Source organism: Microcystis sp. M53598_WE2 (assembly GCF_030067735.1).
Lineage (GTDB): Bacteria > Cyanobacteriota > Cyanobacteriia > Cyanobacteriales > Microcystaceae > Microcystis > Microcystis aeruginosa.
The window spans coordinates 1-21,345 of record NZ_JASJFE010000362.1; the positions used below are offsets into that span (position 1 = coordinate 1).

A 21,345-nucleotide genomic window follows, 5' to 3' on the forward strand; every position below is an offset into this window, starting at 1 on the left:
CAGGGAGCATAAATCGACTAAATCCTTATCTGGCAAAAGATTTAATTGATTAGTTCGCTCTAGATTAAAAACAATTGACAAAAATCGCCAAATGTCTTTCTCTATAAGGGTTTCATCTCTTATAACCCCGTCTATTGCATAAGACAAACCGAAGAACCCTATTTCTTTTCACTTGCAAAACCAAATTTTGCTGATCGCTGGTTTTTCCTAAGTGTTTATACTCATCGCAGAACTGAGATGCTCCCGGTGATAAATCGGTCTTTGAACATCTTAATCATTGATAACTGATAACTGATAACTGTTACCTATCTGGGGGCCTCGATGGTAGCCGGATTAGTAGTATTGGCAGTCTTGCTGGTGAACATTTGTATCAGGCTAAAACCGACAAAAGCGAGTAAGGCTATGCCAGCAATAGTAGTAACAATTTTACCCACGAGATTTTCTGTGCGGGGGTGTTCGGGGGCATCCTCGTTGGGATCCTCCGAATGGGCAAAACGATTGTAGAGGAAATCGAGGGCTTCATTGCGGAGTTCGTAGTAACGGGGATCCTCGGTGATTTGGGAACGAACCCGGGGACGAGCAAAAGGCATCTTTAACACCTCACCGATTTTAGCGCTCGGGCCGTTGGTCATCATCACCAAGCGATCGCACAAGAACAAAGCCTCATCGATATCGTGGGTAATCATCAACACGGTTAACTGGTGTTCTTGCCAGATTTTCAGCAATTCTTCCTGTAATTCCTCTTTAGTAATCGCATCTAAGGCCCCAAAGGGTTCATCGAGGATGAGGACTTGGGGACGAATGGCCAGGGCGCGGGCGATCGCAACCCGTTGTTTCATGCCTCCCGATAATTGGGGGGGTTTTTTCTGGGCTGCTTCTGTCAATCCCACTAGGGATAGATTTTCTTCCACGATCCTCACCTTCTCAGCGTGAGATTTTTGGGGATAAACGGAATTAACCCCGATATAAACGTTCTCAAAGGCAGTTTTCCAGGGCAAAAGCGAATAATTTTGGAATACCATCATCCGGTCCGGTCCCGGTTCCTTAACCTCTTTATCCTGTAGCAGCACTTGCCCACGACTAGGAGAAGAAAACCCCGCCACCATATTTAAAAGGGTCGATTTACCGCAGCCGGAGTGACCGATAATGCAGACAAATTCCCCCTCGTTGACTTGCAGCTCCACACCGTCTAAAACGGTGTAAACCCCTTCGGGGGAGGGGTCGGGGTATTCTTTGGCAACATTACTAACTAATAAAAAAGGCTGGGTGGTGGTGCTGGAATTCACGGTCTTATCGGTAAAAGTTTGCATATTCGTCCTAGATTTATTTTAAGGTGGGCTTTGCCCACCACAACCATTAATTAGCGACGGGATCATCGAGGAGAACTTCCGAGACGCGATAATCGCGACGGATCGAAAAACGTTCCAGATAGCCGATCGGATCGTCGGGATTGAAAATAAGATGATCAAAGAGGGCAAAACTGTGGCGATTGGGTTCCAAATCGGGAAGGCCCAGGGACCTGCAAGCTTCGCCAAATAGATCGGGACGACGGACGCGTTCAATCACTTCCACCCAGTTGCGAGGGAAAGGCGCGTAACCCCAACGGGCAAGCTGAGTTAGGGTCCATAGGGCCTCACTTCGGCCCGGACAGTTAGCTTGATCGACGTAAAACTGATTAAATCGGAATAGGGGTTCGGGGGCAGTTCCTAAACCGCGATCATAACCATCGAGGAAACCGGGGCGGATAATTGCCCTATCCACACCCACATACTGGGGCTGACTGAGAATATTAACGATATGTTCTCGATTACGCTGATCATCGCAGTATTCGCAGGCTTTAATTAAAGCTTTCACCATGGCGATATGGGTTTCGGGATGTTTCGCTGCCCAAGTTTCCTTGACTCCGAGGACTTTTTCCTGGTGTCCGGGCCAAATATCAAGATCGGTGGCGATAACGTAGCCTAATTTTTCGTGAACGGCGTAGGAGTTCCAGGGTTCCCCCACACAATAACCGTCGATCTTACCCGCTTTTAGTAGGGAAACCATCTGAGGCGGCGGAATTACGGCTAAATTCACATCACTATCGGGATCGATGCCGCCACTAGCTAACCAGTAGCGTAACAGTAGATTGTGCATGGAAGCAGGGTGAACCATGCCGAAAGTGGCGATTTTATCGGGACTTTGCTGGAGGGCATCCTTTAAGTCCTCGAGTTTTTCTACCCCCAATTCCCTGTATTTATTGCTGAGGGTGATGGCGTTACCGTTGCGACTGAGTACCAAAGCGCTAATCACGGGGACAGAGGGCTTATTGCCGGCCCCAATGGTCATGCTCAGGGGCATTCCCGCCACCATCTGGGCTGCATCGAGACGACCGGTGGCCACTCCTTGGGCGAGTGCTTTCCAGTTGGGTTCCCGTTGCAGGATAACATCCTCTAATCCTTCCTCGGCGAAGAAACCTTTCTCTTTGGCAATAATAATCGGGGCGCAATCGGTGAGGGGGATAAAACCGATGGTAGGATTGGTTTTCAGTCGGGTAGCTTGGCCGATCACTGTTACCGGTTCGGTGGGTTGGCCGACTTTCTTCGATCGCTTCTGTTGGTTGAGGAAATAAACGATCTCGTTACGGAGGGAGTAGTAACTGGGGTGGTTAACTACTTCTAAACGATGCCGGGGCCGGGGAATGGGAACATCGAGAATCTGACCGATATGGGCCTCTGGACCGGTGGTTAACATCACCACTCGATCGGATAGTAATAGGGCTTCATCCACATCGTGCGTGACCATGATACAGGTAACGTGGCTTTCCTCGACGATTTCCATCAAACGTTCCTGTAAATTGCCTCTGGTTAACGCATCCAGCGCCCCAAAGGGTTCATCGAGTAGCAGAACTTTTGGCCGTAGGGCTAAAGCGCGGGCGATCGCTACCCGTTGTTTCATGCCTCCCGATAATTCTCCCGGTCGTTTGTTGGCCGCATGGCGCAGGTGTACCATATCGATACTATGTTCGATGACACTTTTGCGTTCAGCAGCCGGCAGATGACGCAGCACACGGTTAACTCCTAGGGCGATATTTTCCCGGACGGTTAACCACGGCAGCAGCGAATAATTCTGGAACACCACCATGCGATCGGGACCGGGACCTTTAATTTCTTTTCCCTCTAAAATTACCCCTCCCACCGTCGGGCGATCGAGTCCAGCGACCATATTTAAGAGGGTGGATTTCCCGCAACCGGAGTGACCGATTAAAGAGATAAATTCCCCTTGAGTAACGCTGAGATCGATATTTTTCAGGGCAATATATTGACGGCCATCGGGCAGAGGGAAAACCTTATCAATGTGATCGACTTCAATAAATGCAGACATTTTCAGTTATCAGTTATTAGTTATCAGTTATCAGTTATCAGATGTGAGTTTTTAGTTTACTGTTTACTGTTTACTTAAAAAGCTCCCCACACCCCACACCCCACACCCCACACCCTGCCCCCACCGAAAAACTTTTTGCCGCAAACCCTATTTATTTTCTTCGGGTACAACTAATTTAGCGATGTAGGCCATGAGGCGATCGAGTAGGAAACCAACAATACCCACATAAATCAGAGCGAGGATAATTTCACTGATCATGGAACTATTCCAAGCATCCCAGATAAAGAAGCCAATTCCCACGCCACCGATCAGCATTTCCGCCGCTACAATCGCCAACCAAGATAAACCGATACCGATTCTTAATCCCGTGAAAACGTAGGGAACAGTAGCGGGAAAAAGAATGTTGAAAAAGTATTCAACTTTGGATAATTTTAGCACTCTAGAGACGTTTTTATAGTCTTGGGGAACCTGCTGTACTCCCACGGCTGTGTTAATAATAATTGGCCAAATTGCTGTAATAAAAATTACAAATATGGCACTAGGTTCGTTATTGCGAAAAGCCGCTAGGGAGATGGGTAGCCAAGCTAGGGGGGGAACGGTACGCAGGATTTGGAAAATCGGATCGATCGCATCATAAATTAGGGCGCTACTACCGATTAAAATACCCGCAGCGATACCAACAATAGCGGCAAGGGTAAAACCGACGGCCACCCGTTGTAAACTGGCGAAAATTTGCCAGAATAACCCCACATCCGTGCCACCATTATTGAAAAAGGGATTAATAATTAATTCCCAGGTATCGCTAACCACTTTAGTGGGACTAGGAAGGGGAGCATCGGGACTAAAACAGAGTATTTGCCAGATGACGAGGAAAATTAATAAAGCAATCGCCGAAGTTGCTAGTTTGGGTAATTTTTTTTTGAGGTCTTTTACCCATTTTGAACCTTGAGAACGACGAGAAATAGAAACAGCCATAATCAGTTATCAGTTATCAGTTATCAGTGGTGGAGTGGTCAGTGGTTCAGTGATCAGCATCAGTGATCAGTTATCAGTTATTAATTACCAGCTATCAGAAAATCATCTTTAACTGTTGACTGGTTACTGATCACTGAACACTGATTTAAATCTTCTTGATCTTGAGGGAATCGAGGTAGGCTTGGGGATTTTCGGGGTCAAATTTCACGCCATCAAAGAAAGTTTCCACGCCGCGAGAGGTAGAGGTGGGAATTTGGTCGGCGGGAACATTGAGGGCTTTAGCGGCTTCCCTCCAGATATCTTCCCGGTTAACTTTATCCACGAGGGCTTTGATGTCCGTATCGGCGGGAATATAGCCCCAACGGATGTCTTCAGTCACAAACCAAGTATCATGACTCTTGTAGGGATAGGAAGCGTTATCAGCCCAGAATTTCATGGCTACGGGGCTATTTTCAATTTTGCGACCATCACCGAAATCGATATTACCTTGCATTCTTCCCAAGATATCGGCGGGGTCAATTTTCAGCCATTCCCGTCCTGAAATAATCTCGCACATTTCCTTAACATTAGCGGGATCGTTGCACCATTGTTGCGCTTCTAGAACAGCCATAGTTAAAGCTTTTGCCGCTTTGGGATTTTTATCCACCCAATCGGCGCGCATGGCGAAAGCTTTTTCGGGGTGATCCTTCCACAATTCCCCAGTAATCAAGGCCGAATAACCGAGTTTTTTGTTAACTAATTGGGCGTTCCAAGGTTCCCCCACACAGAAAGCTTGCATCGTGCCGACTTTCATGTTAGCCACCATTTGTGCCGGAGGAACAACAATTAGGGATAGATCTTTATTCGGATCGATGCCGCCGGCGGCTAACCAATAGCGCATCCAGAGATCGTGAGTACCACCGGGGAAAGTTACGGCGGCTTTAACTTCTTTGCCCGCAGATTTAGCTTTAGCGAAGGATTCTTTCAGTACACCGCTATCGAGGGCAACCTTTAGATCCATGTATTCGTTAGCCACAGAAATCGCCTGACCGTTGGTATTCAAACGTGCCAGAATATACATTGGTACGGGCTGTTTGGTAATTTTGCCCAAGGTCATTAGGTAGGGCATGGGGGATAAAATATGCGCCCCATCGATACCGTTACCCGCCGAACCTAATTCGAGGTTATCCCGGGTTGCAGCCCAAGAAGCTTGTTTCATCACTTGCACATCGGGCATCCCGTGTTTAGCGAATAAACCTTTTTCTTTAGCGATAATTAAGGGGGCAGCGTCGGTGAGGGCAATAAAACCTAGTTTAGCGGTGGTGACTTCGGGGGTTTCTCCACTGGCAGCGGGGGAAGCGGCAGGACTGCCGGCCGGGGAGGGACTGGTTGCGGTATTATTGGGAGTGGCGCAACCGTGGAGAATTGCTGTTCCTACGGCAGTTGCCCCGGCAGTGAAGATAAATCTACGTCTAGAAAGTTTACTCATGGACTAAAAAATCGTGATTAGAAACTAAACAAAGGTGATGAAACGGTGAAAAATTCTCATTACTTCCCCTAACTGACTGCGGTGATAACCGAGAAAATTTCTTGCAAGTAACTGTTGATTCAGTAAGGAGGCTTTAACTATTTTTTATCTCTCGATCGCTTTTGCTTCTCCATCTGGGGAGATTTAACAGTAGTTTTTGTCTAAGAGATTTTTTCTAGAAGCATAACAGTTTTGAGGAGTCGATAGATAGATAGGGGCGGTTTTTGGTCATCTGGGCTAGAAAGATCACTTTATTTCAGGGTTATCACCGAAGCAATTAACTTAAATTTACAGTCTTCAACGGGAAAGATAGTATAGATTGTTACAAAATATTGCCAGTCATGTCATAAAAGCATAAAAATTTGTCTGAAACGCATGGTGGGGCGATGGGGGTTTTTTAGCTATCTTGACTCAGTTATCGGATTTGAGTTTGCAGTTCACTGATTACCGGTTAATGTTTACCGATTACTGAAAAATCGCCGCAAGTATTAGCGACGCGACCAGCTTGAGACAATCTCTGTTATGCTTTGGAACTTGCCAAGGGCAAAAGCATATTATTATCGCTCGATGTTTCCCCTTGATTAGATGCTTAGGAATATTGTCAATAGTGGCAGTTAGTCAACTGTGCCTATTTGATCGTTTGTCTTGATCACGATACTTTTAATCCTTACTGTCGCACCTATCCCAGACTCTTATCAAAAACTGGCTGTCTGGGATTCAGGAAAGGGCTGAAAAAATCTCTTAAATAACCTTCAATTATTCTACAGCGTTTTATCTGTTTTCATTTCATTTTAAGATGGCTCAAAGTTTCCCCGTTCCTGACTATCTTTCCGGTTTACTAGGCTTTTAGAACGGTTTTATGACTTTGATTGTTGACGATATTTGCTCTGTCTTTGGGATGACTTTTGCTGGTCTGCTGCCGAGATTGACACAAGAGAGGTAAAATCGACTCTGTGGGGATGCTTTAACCGGCATCTCTGTTTTTTGACAGGGGAAGATTTAACTGCCCCGACAATCGATCGAGCGTTAAACCTAAGCCGCTAAACTGAACATAGCTGCTTGTCCTTGGCTCTCATTTCTCAGATTGTAAAATAATGCAAATTTATCTTGACTATAGCGCCACTACCCCCACTCATCCCCAAGTAATCGAGCGGGTTGCCACTATTCTCCAGCATCATTGGGGCAATCCCTCCAGTTTACACACTTGGGGACAGGATACGGCGACAGTCATCGAAATGGCCAGAGAACAGGTGGCAGAGTTAATTAATGCCAATCCGGACCAGATTATCTTCACTTCTGGCGGCACGGAAGCGGATAATTTAGCAATTATCGGGGTTGCTCAACAGTATAACCGCCCCCGTCATATTATTATTTCTAGTGTGGAACATTCTGCGATCGCTGAACCCTGTAAACAATTAGAGCAGCAAGGTTGGCAAATTACTCGTCTTCCCGTCAATCGTCAAGGTAGAGTTAATCCTTTAGACCTAAAAGCCGCAATTCAAAGCGATACGGTCTTAATCTCCATTATTTACGGACAAAGTGAGGTGGGAACCCTACAACCGATTGAAGAATTGGGCAGCATTGCCAGGGAAAGGGGAGTTCTTTTTCACACCGATGCGGTGCAGGTGGCGGCAAGATGCGATATTGATGTGCGAAAACTGCCCGTAGATTTATTATCTCTTTCCAGCCATAAAATTTATGGAATGCAAGGATCGGGAGCTTTATACGTCAGAGCCGGTGTCGATATTCTACCATTACTGCGGGGCGGTGGTCAGGAAAAAGGTCTGCGATCGGGAACCCCAGCCGTACCAGCGATCGCTGCTTTCGGGTTAGCGGCCGAATTAGCCCAAAAAGACTTAATTAGCGAAAAAATGCGTTTAATAGCCCTGCGAGATCGATTATTTGACCTCTTAGCCGATTATCCTTATCTGCTGCCCACAGGAGACCGATTCTATCGTTTACCCCACCACGTCAGCTTTATTGTCCGTCCAGACGATGACAGTCACATCACGGGAAAACAGCTAGTTCGTCAGCTTAATTTAGCAGGAATCGGCATTAGTTCCGGATCCGCCTGTCATAGTGGCAAACTTTCCCCTAGTCCAATTTTAAAAGCTATGGGCTACAGCGATCGAGAAGCATTGGCGGGAATTCGTTTAACCCTGGGAAGGGACACCAGCGCAGCCGATATCGATTGGACGGCTCTAGTATTAAAACAAGTGATTGATCGCTGTTTATCTGCCTTAATTGTTAGCAAGAGTTAGTTTATCCCTCAAATTGCCCTTCGATCAAGATAATTTCGCCAAAATCGGGAATCCATGCCACCCAACGGCCCTGATCCTGTTCACAGAGTAGTAGTGCTTCATCAAAGCTGTATGGAGAGGGGAGCATTCTGAGTTGTACCCATGTGTTTGCTTGGGGACAAGTAACAACGGCAGTAGTGCGGTATTGTAGTAAAGACATACACAGATCACCCTGATAATTCTGTATCTAAATTTACAAACAAACCGATGACTGTGGATAACTTTGTTTTAAATCTTTACATCTTTACCAGAGTTCTTGCATAATTAATTTTTGAGAGGGCAAAAATGAGAAAAATAAGCATAAAATTGCATAAAATAACTAAATAGAGCATTTAATTGATTAATGCTCATTCTTAATTCTCCTGACTACTGACTCCTGACTCCTCACCTAAAGGAAGATTTTTGATTTTTGCAAGAGGTCTATTTATTCGGCCAATCCTAGTTATGATCATTATTGGTAAATTATAGTTAATAACTGGTAATGGTAAGTTCTTTCCCTCGCAGCTATAAAATCGCCGTCATCGGTGACGTTCACGACCAATGGGAAATAGAAGATAATTTAGCACTAGAAGCTTTACAAGTGGATTTAGCCCTATTTGTCGGCGATTTTGGCAATGAATCCCTAGAAATTGTCGGCCGGATTGCTAGTTTGTCCTTACCAAAAGCCGTTATTCTCGGTAATCACGACGCTTGGTATAGTGCCACCTCCTGGGGACGAAAAAAATGTCCCTACGATCGCAACAAGGAAGATCGTGTCACCGCCCAGTTAGAATTATTAGGGGTTGCTCATGTGGGTTACTCAAAACTAGACCTACCCAGTTTAGAGCTTTCGATTGTTGGGGGTCGTCCCTTTACTTGGGGGGGATCCGAGTGGAAAAATGGAGAATTTTTTCAAGAACGCTATAATATCAGCAGTTTTGCCGAATCTACCGCCAAAATTATCGCTAATATTCAAGATACTGCCTATAATAACCTGATTTTTTTAGGTCACAATGGTCCGGCCGGACTGGGAAAGGAAGCGGAAGCTATCTGTGGTCGCGATTGGCAACCCTTGGGAGGGGACCACGGGGATCCGGATTTAGCAGCGGCCATCGAACAAGCACAGCTATTAGGAAAACAGGTTCCTCTCGTCAGTTTCGGTCATATGCACCACCGTCTCCGTCATACTACTTCCCGTTTACGCAATCCCGTGGTCACTTCCGAGATGGGAACTGTTTATCTGAATGCTGCCAGTGTCCCTCGTATTCTCCACTCCGATACGGGTAAATCTCGCAATTTTTCCCTAGTCACTCTTGAAGAAGGTCTAGTCACAGAAGCATCTTTAATCTGGTTGAACGATAATTTCGAGATTATCAGTAATAGAAAACTTTATCACTCCGGGTCATCAATCGATCGCCTATCTCCCCAATCTTGTTATTCTTAATTTACATCTCCCCACACCCCACTTCCTATAGATAGTTAATTTTTTGAGCGAGTAGAGGTAAAGCAAGAGCGATAGTAACACTAACTATCATACCGATAAAAGCTTTTAAGGCATCCCCTAAAACCAGTTTACCCGTGGCGGCTAAATTAGGGGTTTCTCTGGTTAAAGTCAGAGAAATTTCTCGACCTCCTAATAAACCTAAAAATACCCAAGTGGTACTCATGGGAATATGATTATAGCCAACGAAAAACAGTAAAATTAGACCATAAATTAAGTTAATAATTGTTGCAGAACGCAGATCATGGGCGTTAGTTTTGCTAGTGACAATTTTCTCGATTTGACCACCGTGATTAATAAAAATGATGGTTTGCAGGAGTAGCATAACTGTTAGAGATAAAACTAACCATGTTGCCGCTAACTTTCTGGGAAGATAGGCGAAAATATTAGCAAAATCTTGCATTAACCATTGACTCCAGAGAAACCCGGTGGATAACCACTGTAAAACCACCCAGATTTTTTGAGGTTCTTGATTAACTGTTTCTAGGAAAAAGTTTTCTAATTGATAAATAATTCGATAGATGACTAACCCCACTATAACAGCAATAGCATAACCCCAAGCAGATTTAATTAACATTTCATCTAGAGATTGGGGAGCAAAAACTGTTAAAACCAAAAAGGTTGTACTCACAGGTATTCCCCAAGTGGTGAGAATTAAAATTGCTAAGGGAGGAACGATATAAATCCAAGTAAAAGTTTCTGGGAAGGGAATCATTTCTAGTCGATTATAAGCCACATCTCCCTGATTAATATACCAACCAGCGATAAAAATCGAGGCTAAGATTATACTGGTGTACAGCCATAAAATCCACCAGGGACGTTCTTCATTGGCACTTAAAAAAGTCCCTAAAGTTTGTAGGGAATCGTTGGCAACAATCGCATAAGCTGATAGGATAAAGCCAGCAATCATCAAAAAATTACTCATAGACAAGTGAAAAAAATAAAACTTAAAGTAATACAAATCCTGTTCAAACAGTAGAGAAAAGCGCAGAGGTAGGAGAGCGGGAAGTGGGGAAGTGGGAATAAACGAAAACTTCCTACATCCCCATTAATATAACTGCTATAACTCCTTAATTTTGCTTTAAAAAATCCCTCGCTAGATAGAAAGCAGCTAAACTACCAGAGACGGTAATTTCCTGTGGATTAATTTCCTGTAAAGGTCGAAGAATAACTTCAATTTCCTCGGTAATATCTAACTTTTGTTGACCTGTGGGAGTAGCATTAAGAGCCAAAAAAATATGAATTCTGTTAGTATCTTTAACGGGATTATCGTACAAAACAGCCAGAGGTATTAGAGAATCACTTTGATAACCGGTTTCCTCCTCGAATTCCCGACGCGCTGCCGCAGTAATATCATCTTCACCCGCATCTACTGCCCCGGCGGGAAATTCCAATAAAATTTCCTTAACTCCGTGACGATATTGACGGACAAAAACCAATTGATTATCCCCAGTAACTGGAACAACTAAAACAATTTCAGGACGAATATTAACGAAATAATCATCGATAACTTGTCCGGAGGATAACTTCACTGCGTCTTGACGGACTTGACACCAACGATTATGAAAAACTAGCTCGGATTTAATAATTTGCCATTTTTTTAAATTAGTCATCGACAATCCTGTTATAATTGCAGTGAAATTACTAAACTTTTTCTCAGATAATTATAGCTATCTAGGGACTATTTCTGATAAGATTTAATTTTATACTCCCATCTCCCATGTCGTTAATTCAATGGTATCCCGGTCATATTGCCAAAGCGGAAAGAAAACTCAAGGAACATCTTAAACTCGTGGATGTGGTCTTAGAAGTGCGCGATGCTCGCATTCCCTTAGCTTCCCATCATCCGCAGGTGGACGATTGGATTGGCAATAAACCGCGCTTGTTAATCTTAAATCGTCTCGATATGATTCCCGAATCTGCCCATCAACAATGGGTAACATGGTTTAAAAGTCAAGGAAAAACCGTCTATTTTACTAACGCTAAACAGGGAGAAAGAGTTAAAGCAATTATCAAAGCGGCGGAAAAAATTGGCGATGAAATTAACCAAAAACGCCAACTGAGAGGAATGTTACCGCGTCCAGTGCGCGCCGTGGTGATCGGGTTTCCCAATGTGGGCAAATCTGCCCTGATTAACCGTTTATTAGGGCGAAAAGTCGTCGCCAGCGCCCGCAGGGCCGGAGTAACGCGACAATTACAATGGGTACGAATTTCCGACACCTTAGAACTATTAGACGCGCCGGGGGTGATCCCTTCCCGTTTAGATAATCAAAGGGATGCGGTGAAATTAGCTATCTGTGAGGATATTGGCGATGCTGGTTATGATAACCAAAGGATAGCGGCGGCTTTTGTCGATTTATTAATAGAATTACACTATGAAGGTCTTTTACAATCTCGTTATGGGTTGAATACTCTAGACATGACCGGGGAAGATTTTATCGAAAAATTGGCCAATCTCAAATATCAAGAAGATAAAGAAAGGGCAGCCATGCAGTTACTCAATGATTTTCGTAAGGGAATCATCGGGGCTATTCCCTTAGAATTGCCCCCTTCCTCTTGAAATCGCCTGTTTTTAACTCAATAGTTAGGGTCTGCTGAAAAAGTTTTTCCTAGGGGCAGGGTGTAGGGTGTAGGGTGTGGGGTGTGGGGTTTTACCGATTTTGAGGGGGTCAATTACCTAATTTTCAGGGAAAAAGTAGCTGAATTTCCCCCTGATCACTCCCATATCTGGTACTTTTGGATTTCAAAAAAGGCTAAAAGTCTTATCCAGCAAGGTTTTTAGATTTATTCAGCAGACCCTAGTTAATTCCCGAATTTGTCAAAATTACCGCCTGTTAGTCCACTGAGTTGCCGATAAGATTAAAGAAATCGGTAAAGTTGCGGGGATCGATCGAACTGTGAAGGAAGATAGGGAATAAACGACAGAGATAACAAAGACTATGGGCAAACCGACTGGCTTTATCGAATTCCTGCGTGAACTTCCTTCCGAACTTACCCCCCTCGATCGCCTTCATAATTGGGATGAGTTTCATCTTCCCATGCCAGAAGATAAACTCCGCAATCAGGCCGCCCGTTGTATGGATTGTGGTACACCATTTTGTCACACGGGAACGCTAATTAGTGGCATGGCCAGTGGTTGCCCGATTAATAACCTGATTCCCGAATGGAATGATTTAATCTATCGAGGATTGTGGCGAGAAGCCCTCGATCGCCTCCATAAAACCAATAATTTCCCCGAATTTACCGGTAGAGTCTGCCCCGCTCCCTGTGAGGGTTCCTGTGTTCTCGGTATTCATAATCCCCCCGTTACGATCAAAAATATTGAATGTTCGATTATTGACAAAGGTTGGGAATCCGGTTGGATTACTGCCAATCCCCCCGCCATCCGTACCGGCAAAAAAGTGGCCGTGATCGGTTCTGGACCTGCTGGATTAGCAGCCGCCGACCAGTTAAATAAAGCCGGTCACTGGGTGACAGTTTATGAACGGGCCGATCGCCCCGGGGGGCTATTAATGTACGGTATCCCCAACATGAAGTTAGATAAGGAAGAAGTGGTTCTGCGTCGTCTCCAGATGCTCGAACAGGAAGGGGTAAAAATGGTCTGTAACACGGAAGTGGGCAAGGATATCAGCGCCCAAGACCTATTAAACGAATACGATGCCGTGGTTATCTGTACCGGGGCCACCAAACCCCGGGATTTAAACATCGAAGGTCGCCAATTAAAGGGCATTCACTTCGCCATGGAGTTTCTCACCGCTAATACAAAAGCACTATTAGATGGACAACCGGGGGAGGATTTTATCTCGGCCGCGGGTAAAGACGTGGTAATTATCGGCGGTGGCGACACGGGAACCGACTGTGTGGGGACTTCCCTGCGTCATAACTGCCGTAGCGTCACCCAATTAGAGATTATGCCGCAACCGCCCCGAGAACGGGCCGCCGATAATCCCTGGCCCGAATGGCCGAAAATCTACCGTCTGGACTATGGACAAGAGGAAGCGGCCGCGCGTTTTGGCGATGACCCCCGGGTTTATACCACCACGGCGACTAAATTCGAGGGGGATAGCGAGGGCAACGTCACAGGGATTCACACGGTACGGGTGGAATGGCAACGCAACGAAAAAGGGCAGTTTATCCCCCAACCGGTAGCAGGAACAGAAAAAGTCATCCCGACGCAATTGGTTCTATTGGCCATGGGATTTTTGGGACCAGAACAGCCTTTACTCGATGATTTAGGCTTAGAAAAGGATGCCCGCAGCAATATCAAGGCCGAACACGGTCAATTTGCCACTAGCTTACCGAAAGTGTTCGCCGCAGGGGATTGTCGTCGTGGTCAAAGTTTGGTGGTTTGGGCGATTAATGAAGGTCGCGGGGCCGCCAGAGAATGCGATCGCTTTTTGATGGGGGCGACGGATTTACCTTAAACCAGTAGTTAGGGCTTGCTGAAAAAGTTTTTTGTGGGGGCAGGGTGTGGGGTGTGGGGTGTGGGGTGTAGGGTTTTACCGATTTTGAGGGGGTCAATTACCTAATTTTCAGGGAAAAAGTACCTGAATTTTCCCCCCGATCACTCCCATATCCGGTACTTTTTGATTTCTAAAAGGTCTAAAAGTCTTACCCAACAAGGTTTTTAGATTTATTCAGCCAGCCCTAGTTACTCCTGCCATTGTCCTGACTTGCTGGGGGTGCTTACCCCTTGTGATAGTCAGGGCCAAAAAGAGGCCTCAGCCATAGCCATCAAAACCCAACCGCCGGTCAAACCTTCTCAATCTGAAGAGGAGGAGGAGCGACGAAACAATTGTCCCTATTGCCTATCTAGACAATTGCTCCCTGTTTAAACCGTTGCCGCCGATGAATCAAGCACCACCTGTTCATTGGTGGGTAACTCCAGACAATAACCCGCACCGTAAACGGTTTTAATATAGCGAGGATGACGGGGATCGGGTTCTAGTTTCGTTCTCAGATGGCGAATGTGAACGCGAATAGTCTCGATATCATCATCGGGATCGTATCCCCAGACCTCCTTGAGAATATCACTAGGGGAAACGGTTTGACCGTGACGTTGGAGAAGACAGTGGAGTAACTCGAATTCTAGATGGGTTAACTTGACCACACTTTCAAACCAGACCGCCTCAAAACGTTCGGGAACCAGGGTTAAAGGTCCAAAACTGAGTATTTCTGAGTGTTTAGCGGCTTGGGGAATGCGATCGGTGCGTCTGAGGAGAGCGCGTACCCTAGCTAACATTTCCTCCACCTCGAAAGGTTTGGTCAGGTAATCATCGGCACCGGCGTTAAAACCTTCCACTTTATCTTGGGTTTGTCCCAAGGCTGTGAGCATCAAAATCGGGATGTCGGACGTGCGTTCATCTCGTCGCAAACGCTGACAGACAGTAAAACCATCGACTTTGGGCAGCATTAAATCCAGCATGATTAAATCGGGTTGTAACTGGACGGCCAAGGCCTGGCCTTTAATCCCGTCCTCTGCGGGATTAACGTCATAACCCGCCATCTCCAGGTTGATGGAGACTAATTCCGCGATTGCAGGATCATCATCGATTACAAGTATTCGGGGCATTACCAGAGTGTTATGACTAAGGGTTTGGGTAGGGGGTTGCTAAATGTGTTCTCGCTGACATCGCAACTAGGGCTTTGTCTCTCAAGGGCTTGAGTTTAGCACAACATAAAGAATCCTGTACTGATTATAAGCATGATTGCTAAATTCGGTTTTAATTTGTGAAATTTTGCTGATATAAGTCTCCTGAATGTTAAGAATTTTTAAGAAGCGTGAAGAATGTTGCTCGATGATTGATATTGGCGCTAAACTACACCCTCTCTTATCCAAAGATCAACTAGGGAGCAGTTTTTCACTAATCTTTACAATTTCGCCATCTGGCTCAATACCAGTTTCAACTGGCGGTCAAGTCCTGCTAGAGCTAAATTTCTCCCCTAAACTCCCCCGGCGGCACTGTAAAAATTCTTAATAAAATTACCGATCGATTCAGTTTAATCTACCAAAATAGACGGTTTTAGTAAGCATCTGTAACGAACCCGATCCATTCCACTCATCCCAACAGGTGATCATAATATGAGCGTTAATTTATCAACTCAACTGCGAGAAGGCACGAAAAAATCCCACACCATGGCAGAAAACGTCGGTTTTGTCAAGTGTTTTCTCAAAGGTGTGGTAGAAAAAACTTCCTATCGCAAACTGGTGGCTAACCTCTACTTCGTCTATTCGGCCATGGAGGAGGAGATGGAAAAACTTCCTAGTCATCCCGTCGTTTCTAAAATCTGTTTTCCTGAACTCAATCGCAAAAATGCGCTGGAACAGGATTTATATTTTTATTATGGTCCCAATTGGCGCAACGAGATCGCTTTATCTCCCGCAGGTCAGGCCTACGTTAACCGGATTCGGGAAATCGCCACAACAGAACCCGAATTATTAGTCGCCCATTCCTATACCCGTTATCTCGGCGATCTGTCCGGGGGGCAAATCTTGAAAAAAATCGCCGAAAAAGCGATGAATCTGGAAACTGGTGGCACAGCTTTCTATGATTTTAAAGATATTACCGACGAAAAAGCCTATAAAAACCACTATCGTCAAACTCTCGACGAGTTACCGGTGGATCAAGCCATGGCCGATCGCATTGTCACCGAAGCTAACGCCGCTTTTGGCATGAACATGAAAATGTTCCAAGAGTTGGAAGGTAATCTGATCAAAGCGATCGGAATTATGCTCTTTAATACTCTCACCCGTCGTCGCAGCACCGGCAGCACCGAAACTGGATTGGCTACCGCCGAATAGTAGTCAAGAAAACCAAAAAAACGGAAATTCTAAAATTTGGGTGATGGTCAGCCATGATTATTATCTTAATTTCAGAGTTATCCGTTATATTTTTGCTTTTTATTCGGTCGTCAGGATTCGGGAGATAGGAGTCAGGAGTCAGGATTCGGGAGATAGGAGTCAGGAGTCAGGAGACAGGAGATTATTTTTATTTATTCTCCCCACACTCCACACGCCATACCCCACTACCCCACACCCCACACCCCAATTTCCCCGATGATCGCGAAAAAACTTCATCAAGAGGGGAACAACTTCCAGTAAGATGAAAAATGGTCAGTGAAAAAGCTAACCGAAATTTATTGTCGGAAATGGTAACACCGCCCCATTTCCCCAGACCCTAGAGGCTAGAGTCCGGTAAACCAGCGGATAAAAATTGACATCCATGAGTGAAGGTATTTTCGATCGAGTTAAAAAAGTTGTTGTGGAACAATTAGAAGTAGAGCCGGAAAAAGTTACTCCCGACGCAAGCTTTGCTAATGATCTGCAAGCTGATTCCCTTGATGTGGTGGAGTTAGTGATGGCTTTAGAGGAAGAATTTGATATTGAAATTCCCGACGAAGCGGCCGAACAAATTGACACTGTGGGCAAAGCTGTTGACCATATTAGCGAGAAAGTAGGAGCAACCGCCTAATTATTGCGGGAAAATTGACAATTTAGCCTTAAATATCTGGGGCAAAATCTGCCCTTATTTTTGAACAAACATGACAGAATTGCCATTAAAAAGGGTTGTCATCACGGGGATGGGTGCAATCACTCCCCTCGGCAATAATCTAGCAGACTATTGGACAGGCTTAATCAACGGCAAAAGTGGCATTGGTTTAATTACACACTTTGATGCCTCCCGTCACGCTTGTCGCATTGCTGGGGAAGTGCGGGGTTTTGACCCCCACGACTATGTGGATCGCAAAGAGGCAAAGCGCATGGACCGTTTCGCTCAATTTGCCGTCGCCGCCAGTTTGCAAGCACTGCAAGATTCTCGATTAGTTATCGACGCTCTCAATGCCGATGATATAGGCGTACTAATCGGTACGGGCGTGGGTGGCATAAAAGTGCTTGAGGATCAACAGGAAATTTACTTGACAAAAGGTCCGGGCCGGTGTAGTCCCTTCATGATCCCGATGATGATTGCCAATATGGCCGCTGGTTTAACCGCCATCCACACGGGGGCCAAAGGACCGAGTAACTGCACCGTGACCGCTTGCGCCGCCGGTTCCAATGCCATCGGCGATGCTTTTCGTCTAGTACAAAGGGGTTTGGCCAAAGCGATGATCTGCGGTGGGACGGAGGCCGCCGTTACCCCCCTAGGATTGGCTGGTTTTGCCTCCGCTAAGGCCCTGTCCACCCGCAACGATGACCCCACCCGGGCCAGTCGTCCCTTTGACAAGGACCGGGATGGTTTTGTCATGGGGGAAGGGGCAGGAATTTTGATTATAGAGGAATTAGAAACGGCCTTAGCCCGTGGGGCGCGGATTTACGCCGAAATGATCGGTTATGGTCTGACTTGCGATGCCTATCACATGACTGCACCGGTTCCCGATGGTCGTGGAGCCACCAGAGCGATCGAATTAGCGATCAAAGATGCCGGTTTGACTCCGGCGGAAATTAGCTATATCAACGCCCACGGCACCAGTACAGGGGCCAATGATCCCACGGAAACCAAGGCGATTAAAAAAGCTTTAGGAGAATCGGCCTACCAAATCCCCGTCAGTTCCACCAAATCGATGACAGGCCACCTTTTAGGCGGTTCTGGCGGCATTGAAGCCGTGGCCACGGTAATGGCGATCGCTAATGAGCGGATTCCCCCGACTCTCAACCTTGACAATCCTGACCCCGATTGTGATCTCGATTACGTCCCCTACGAAAGTCGTCAGCAGATAGTTAACGCTGCCCTCTCCAACTCCTTTGGATTTGGTGGCCATAACGTCACCTTAGCTTTTAGAAAATATGCTTGAGTCGATGCCCCTGAAAGAGTAATCTTTGAGTGGCTCCCTCTTTAACCTGGTCTTATTTTTGTAGTTCATTCTAAAAAACATTATGGTTGTCGCCTCCCAATCCCTCGAAGAACTTTGTATTAATGCGGTGCGTTTTTTAGCGGTGGATGCCGTGGAAAAAGCTAAATCGGGACACCCCGGACTGCCGATGGGGGCCGCACCCATGGCCTTTGTCCTCTGGGATCAATTCCTGCGTTTTAACCCGAAAAACCCCCAATGGGTCAATCGCGATCGTTTTGTTCTCTCCGCCGGTCACGGTTGTATGCTGCAGTATGCTTTGATGTACCTGACCGGATACGATAGCGTTCCCCTAGAGGAAATTAAACAATTCCGGCAGTGGAAATCGAAAACCCCTGGCCACCCCGAAAATTTCGTCACGGAAGGGGTAGAAGTGACCACCGGTCCGCTGGGTCAAGGGATTGCTAATGGTGTCGGTTTGGCCCTAGCAGAAGCCCATTTAGCGGCCCGTTTCAACAAACCGGATGCCAAAATTATCGACCATTACACCTATGTGATTTTGGGTGATGGTTGCAATATGGAGGGTATTTCCGGAGAAGCTTGTTCTTTAGCCGGTCACTGGGGTTTAGGCAAGTTAATCGCCCTCTACGATGATAACCATATCTCGATCGATGGTTCCACCGATATCGCTTTCACCGAAGACGTGAGCAAGCGTTTTGAAGCCTACGGTTGGCACGTTCAGCACGTCGAGAATGGTAACACCGATTTAGATGCCATTGCCAATGCGATCGCAGCCGCCAAAGCTGTCACCGATAAACCCTCGATGATTAAAATCACCACCACCATCGGTTATGGTTCCCCCAATAAGTCTAATACCGCCGATGTTCACGGGGCAGCCTTAGGAGCAACAGAAATCGAGTTAACCCGGAAAGCACTAGGTTGGGAATACGAGCCGTTTGTGGTTCCCGATGAGGTGTTAAATCGTTTCCGGCAAGCAGTGGACAAGGGAACGACGGCAGAAACGGACTGGAATAAGTTATTTAACGAATATCAGGCTAAATATCCCGCAGAAGCGGCTTTATTTGAACAGTTAACCACTGGTCAACTGCCGGAAGGCTGGGAGCAAGCTTTACCGGTTTATAAACCCGAAGATAAGGCCCTGGCTAGTCGTAAACACTCGGAAATCTGCTTAAATGCGCTCGCGGGGGTTTTACCCGGTTTAATCGGTGGTTCGGCGGATTTAACCCACTCTAACTACACGGAATTAGAGCATTTTGGTAATTTCCAAAAAGGCAGTTATCAGGAGCGTAACGTCCATTTTGGTGTGCGGGAACACGCGATGGGGGCGATTTGTAACGGGATTGCTCTCCATAACACGGGATTGATTCCCTACGGGGCGACTTTCCTGATTTTCACCGACTATATGCGGAATTCTATCCGTTTATCGGCATTGTCAGAAACCCGCGTCATCTGGGTAATGACTCACGATTCCATTGCCCTAGGGGAAGATGGACCGACTCACCAACCCGTGGAACACGTTGCTTCTCTGCGCGCTATTCCTAACTTGTTAGTCATGCGTCCGGGGGATGGTACGGAAACTTCCGGTGCTTATAAAGTAGCGGTGAGCGAAACTAAGCGCCCGACGTTACTAGCATTATCCCGTCAGAATCTGCCCAATTTAGCGGGAACTTCCCTTGCGGGTGTGGCTAAAGGTGCTTATACTATCACCGATTGTGAAGGTACTCCCGATGTCATTCTCATCGGTACGGGTGGCGAGTTGTATCTCTGCGATAAAGCGGCTGCGGTGTTGAAAGAAGCAGGAATTAAAGCTCGCGTCGTTTCTATGCCCTGTTGGGAGCTATTCGAGGAACAATCGGCAGAATACAAAGAATCGGTACTGCCGAAAGCAGTGAAAAAACGTCTCGCGGTGGAAGCGGGTTCAACTATGGGTTGGCATCGCTACATCACCGATGAGGGGGATGTGTTGGGGGTTGATACCTTCGGCGCTTCTGCTCCAGGAGGTGTGATTCTAGAGAAGTTCGGTTTTACCGTGAATAACGTGGTAGCGAAGGCAAAAGCGTTGTTAGGTTAATTAAAACTTTGGTTTTGTGAAAAAAGCCCGCGCCAGCGGGTTTTTTTGTGGTTATAGGTCAACCTAGTTTAGGCTTTAGGGTTAGTTCATGTAAAAATGTAAAGTAGGAAGCTTTAGTAGTTAGCCAAAACCTTTACACTTGAGATAATTATCACGATTCCTAGAGCCATGACTAAAGGGGAAAGCCCTATATCGAGGGAAACAATCAAGAGCCTAACACTAGATATAGAAGGCTCACTGTTGTCTTTTGATAAATTTATCAAAGCTCAAGAACAATTAGCAATACTACTCCATGAAGTAGATAAAACCCTTGCTAACAAAAATCGCCCCCTGATAAATTGGAGAATCTCTCAAATTCATAGTGGCAGCATTCATCTTACTTTAGAAGGAATGCCTCAAGATCAGATTACACCTAGTCAAATTTCTGAAGTTATTAAGACTGTAGAAAGGGGAATAGTAACAATTTTAGAACATCCGATTCGCCCTAATTATTTTTCTGATCGAGCTTTAGAAAGTGCGCGATCATTAGCAATATTGAAAAAAAGAGATGAGTTTATGGTGCAATTGGGCTTTGATTCGAGGTGTATCGACTTGAATCAAGCTTTGATTGCTAATGTTGATGAAATTATCGGGGGAAAATATCAAAGTTTTGGTACTGTAGAAGGTGTGCTTAAAGCTATTGATGTAAGTCGTCAACCTATTTTTAGAGTTTACAATTTATTGACTAATAAAAGTGTTAAATGTTACTTTGAACCAAATTTACTTGATAATATCAAAGAATATCTAGAAAAAAGAGTCTCTGTATCGGGGATAGTTACCTCTAGAGAAGATGGGGAAA

Annotated in this window: 17 protein-coding genes; 9 read left to right on the forward strand and 8 right to left on the reverse strand. The window is 45.7% G+C overall.

The features are described from left to right. Positions 1-305: 305 nt before the first annotated feature. From PX636_RS07750 to PX636_RS07765, 4 genes are all read right to left on the reverse strand, one after another. On the reverse strand, positions 306-1,310 hold the full coding sequence (locus PX636_RS07750; protein WP_288116660.1) for a nitrate ABC transporter ATP-binding protein: 1,005 nt from the start codon (positions 1,308-1,310) through the stop codon (positions 306-308). A 46-nt stretch (positions 1,311-1,356) separates the two neighbouring features. Beyond that, positions 1,357-3,363: an ABC transporter ATP-binding/substrate-binding protein gene (locus PX636_RS07755; protein ID WP_002798613.1), complete on the reverse strand. Its 2,007-nt coding sequence runs from the start codon at positions 3,361-3,363 to the stop codon at positions 1,357-1,359. 147 nt (positions 3,364-3,510) lie between these two features. Further along, the gene (gene ntrB, locus PX636_RS07760; protein WP_104395223.1) at positions 3,511-4,338 is read right to left on the reverse strand and encodes a nitrate ABC transporter permease; all 828 of its coding nucleotides are present in this window, start codon (positions 4,336-4,338) and stop codon (positions 3,511-3,513) included. Positions 4,339-4,483: 145 nt separating this feature from the next. Continuing rightward, positions 4,484-5,806, reverse strand: a complete 1,323-nt coding sequence (locus PX636_RS07765; protein WP_288116662.1) for a CmpA/NrtA family ABC transporter substrate-binding protein — start codon at positions 5,804-5,806, stop codon at positions 4,484-4,486. A 1,133-nt stretch (positions 5,807-6,939) separates the two neighbouring features. On the opposite strand from PX636_RS07765, the gene PX636_RS07770 reads away from it, so the two are divergent. Continuing rightward, positions 6,940-8,106 (forward strand): cysteine desulfurase family protein, encoded by a 1,167-nt coding sequence (locus PX636_RS07770; RefSeq protein WP_002798616.1) that lies wholly within the window; start codon positions 6,940-6,942, stop codon positions 8,104-8,106. Between the two features lies 1 nt (position 8,107). Here the strand turns inward: PX636_RS07770 and PX636_RS07775 are convergent, their stop codons facing one another. After that, positions 8,108-8,305 carry a hypothetical protein gene (locus PX636_RS07775; RefSeq protein WP_012264871.1) on the reverse strand — a complete coding sequence of 66 codons (198 nt, stop codon included), beginning with the start codon at positions 8,303-8,305 and terminating at the stop codon, positions 8,108-8,110. Between the two features lie 321 nt (positions 8,306-8,626). Here PX636_RS07775 and PX636_RS07780 point away from each other — a divergent pair, with 321 nt between their 5' ends. After that, the gene (locus PX636_RS07780; protein ID WP_288116664.1) at positions 8,627-9,568 is read left to right on the forward strand and encodes a TIGR04168 family protein; all 942 of its coding nucleotides are present in this window, start codon (positions 8,627-8,629) and stop codon (positions 9,566-9,568) included. A gap of 25 nt (positions 9,569-9,593) precedes the next feature. Here the strand turns inward: PX636_RS07780 and PX636_RS07785 are convergent, their stop codons facing one another. Then, a complete protein-coding gene (locus PX636_RS07785) occupies positions 9,594-10,535 on the reverse strand; it encodes a hypothetical protein (protein ID WP_041803885.1) in 942 nt (313 codons plus the stop codon). Between the two features lie 160 nt (positions 10,536-10,695). Next, entirely contained in the window at positions 10,696-11,238 is a 543-nt protein-coding gene (locus tag PX636_RS07790; protein WP_002798619.1) for an NUDIX hydrolase, read from the reverse strand. 107 nt (positions 11,239-11,345) lie between these two features. Between PX636_RS07790 and ylqF the strand changes: the two genes are divergently transcribed. Together ylqF and PX636_RS07800 are read left to right on the forward strand one after the other, a co-directional pair. Beyond that, positions 11,346-12,185, forward strand: coding sequence for a ribosome biogenesis GTPase YlqF (ylqF, locus tag PX636_RS07795; protein ID WP_002798620.1), 840 nt, complete (start codon positions 11,346-11,348; stop codon positions 12,183-12,185). A 379-nt stretch (positions 12,186-12,564) separates the two neighbouring features. Beyond that, a complete protein-coding gene (locus tag PX636_RS07800) occupies positions 12,565-14,049 on the forward strand; it encodes a glutamate synthase subunit beta (RefSeq protein ID WP_002798621.1) in 1,485 nt (494 codons plus the stop codon). A 407-nt stretch (positions 14,050-14,456) separates the two neighbouring features. On the opposite strand, the gene rpaA is transcribed toward PX636_RS07800, so the two are convergent. Beyond that, the gene (rpaA, locus tag PX636_RS07805; protein ID WP_002798623.1) at positions 14,457-15,197 is read right to left on the reverse strand and encodes a two component system response regulator RpaA; all 741 of its coding nucleotides are present in this window, start codon (positions 15,195-15,197) and stop codon (positions 14,457-14,459) included. Between the two features lie 510 nt (positions 15,198-15,707). On the opposite strand from rpaA, the gene PX636_RS07810 reads away from it, so the two are divergent. The 5 genes from PX636_RS07810 to PX636_RS07830 all read left to right on the forward strand — a co-directional run. Then, entirely contained in the window at positions 15,708-16,427 is a 720-nt protein-coding gene (locus tag PX636_RS07810; protein WP_288116666.1) for a biliverdin-producing heme oxygenase, read from the forward strand. Positions 16,428-16,848: 421 nt separating this feature from the next. After that, positions 16,849-17,097, forward strand: coding sequence for an acyl carrier protein (acpP, locus tag PX636_RS07815; RefSeq protein WP_002798625.1), 249 nt, complete (start codon positions 16,849-16,851; stop codon positions 17,095-17,097). Positions 17,098-17,167: 70 nt separating this feature from the next. After that, complete coding sequence (gene fabF / locus PX636_RS07820; protein ID WP_012264878.1) at positions 17,168-18,418, forward strand: beta-ketoacyl-ACP synthase II; 1,251 nt, start codon at positions 17,168-17,170, stop codon at positions 18,416-18,418. An 82-nt stretch (positions 18,419-18,500) separates the two neighbouring features. After that, on the forward strand, positions 18,501-20,507 hold the full coding sequence (tkt, locus tag PX636_RS07825; RefSeq protein WP_288116668.1) for a transketolase: 2,007 nt from the start codon (positions 18,501-18,503) through the stop codon (positions 20,505-20,507). A gap of 168 nt (positions 20,508-20,675) precedes the next feature. Then, positions 20,676-21,345 (forward strand): hypothetical protein (locus PX636_RS07830; protein ID WP_288116670.1); only part of this gene is annotated, 670 nt, incomplete at its 3' end.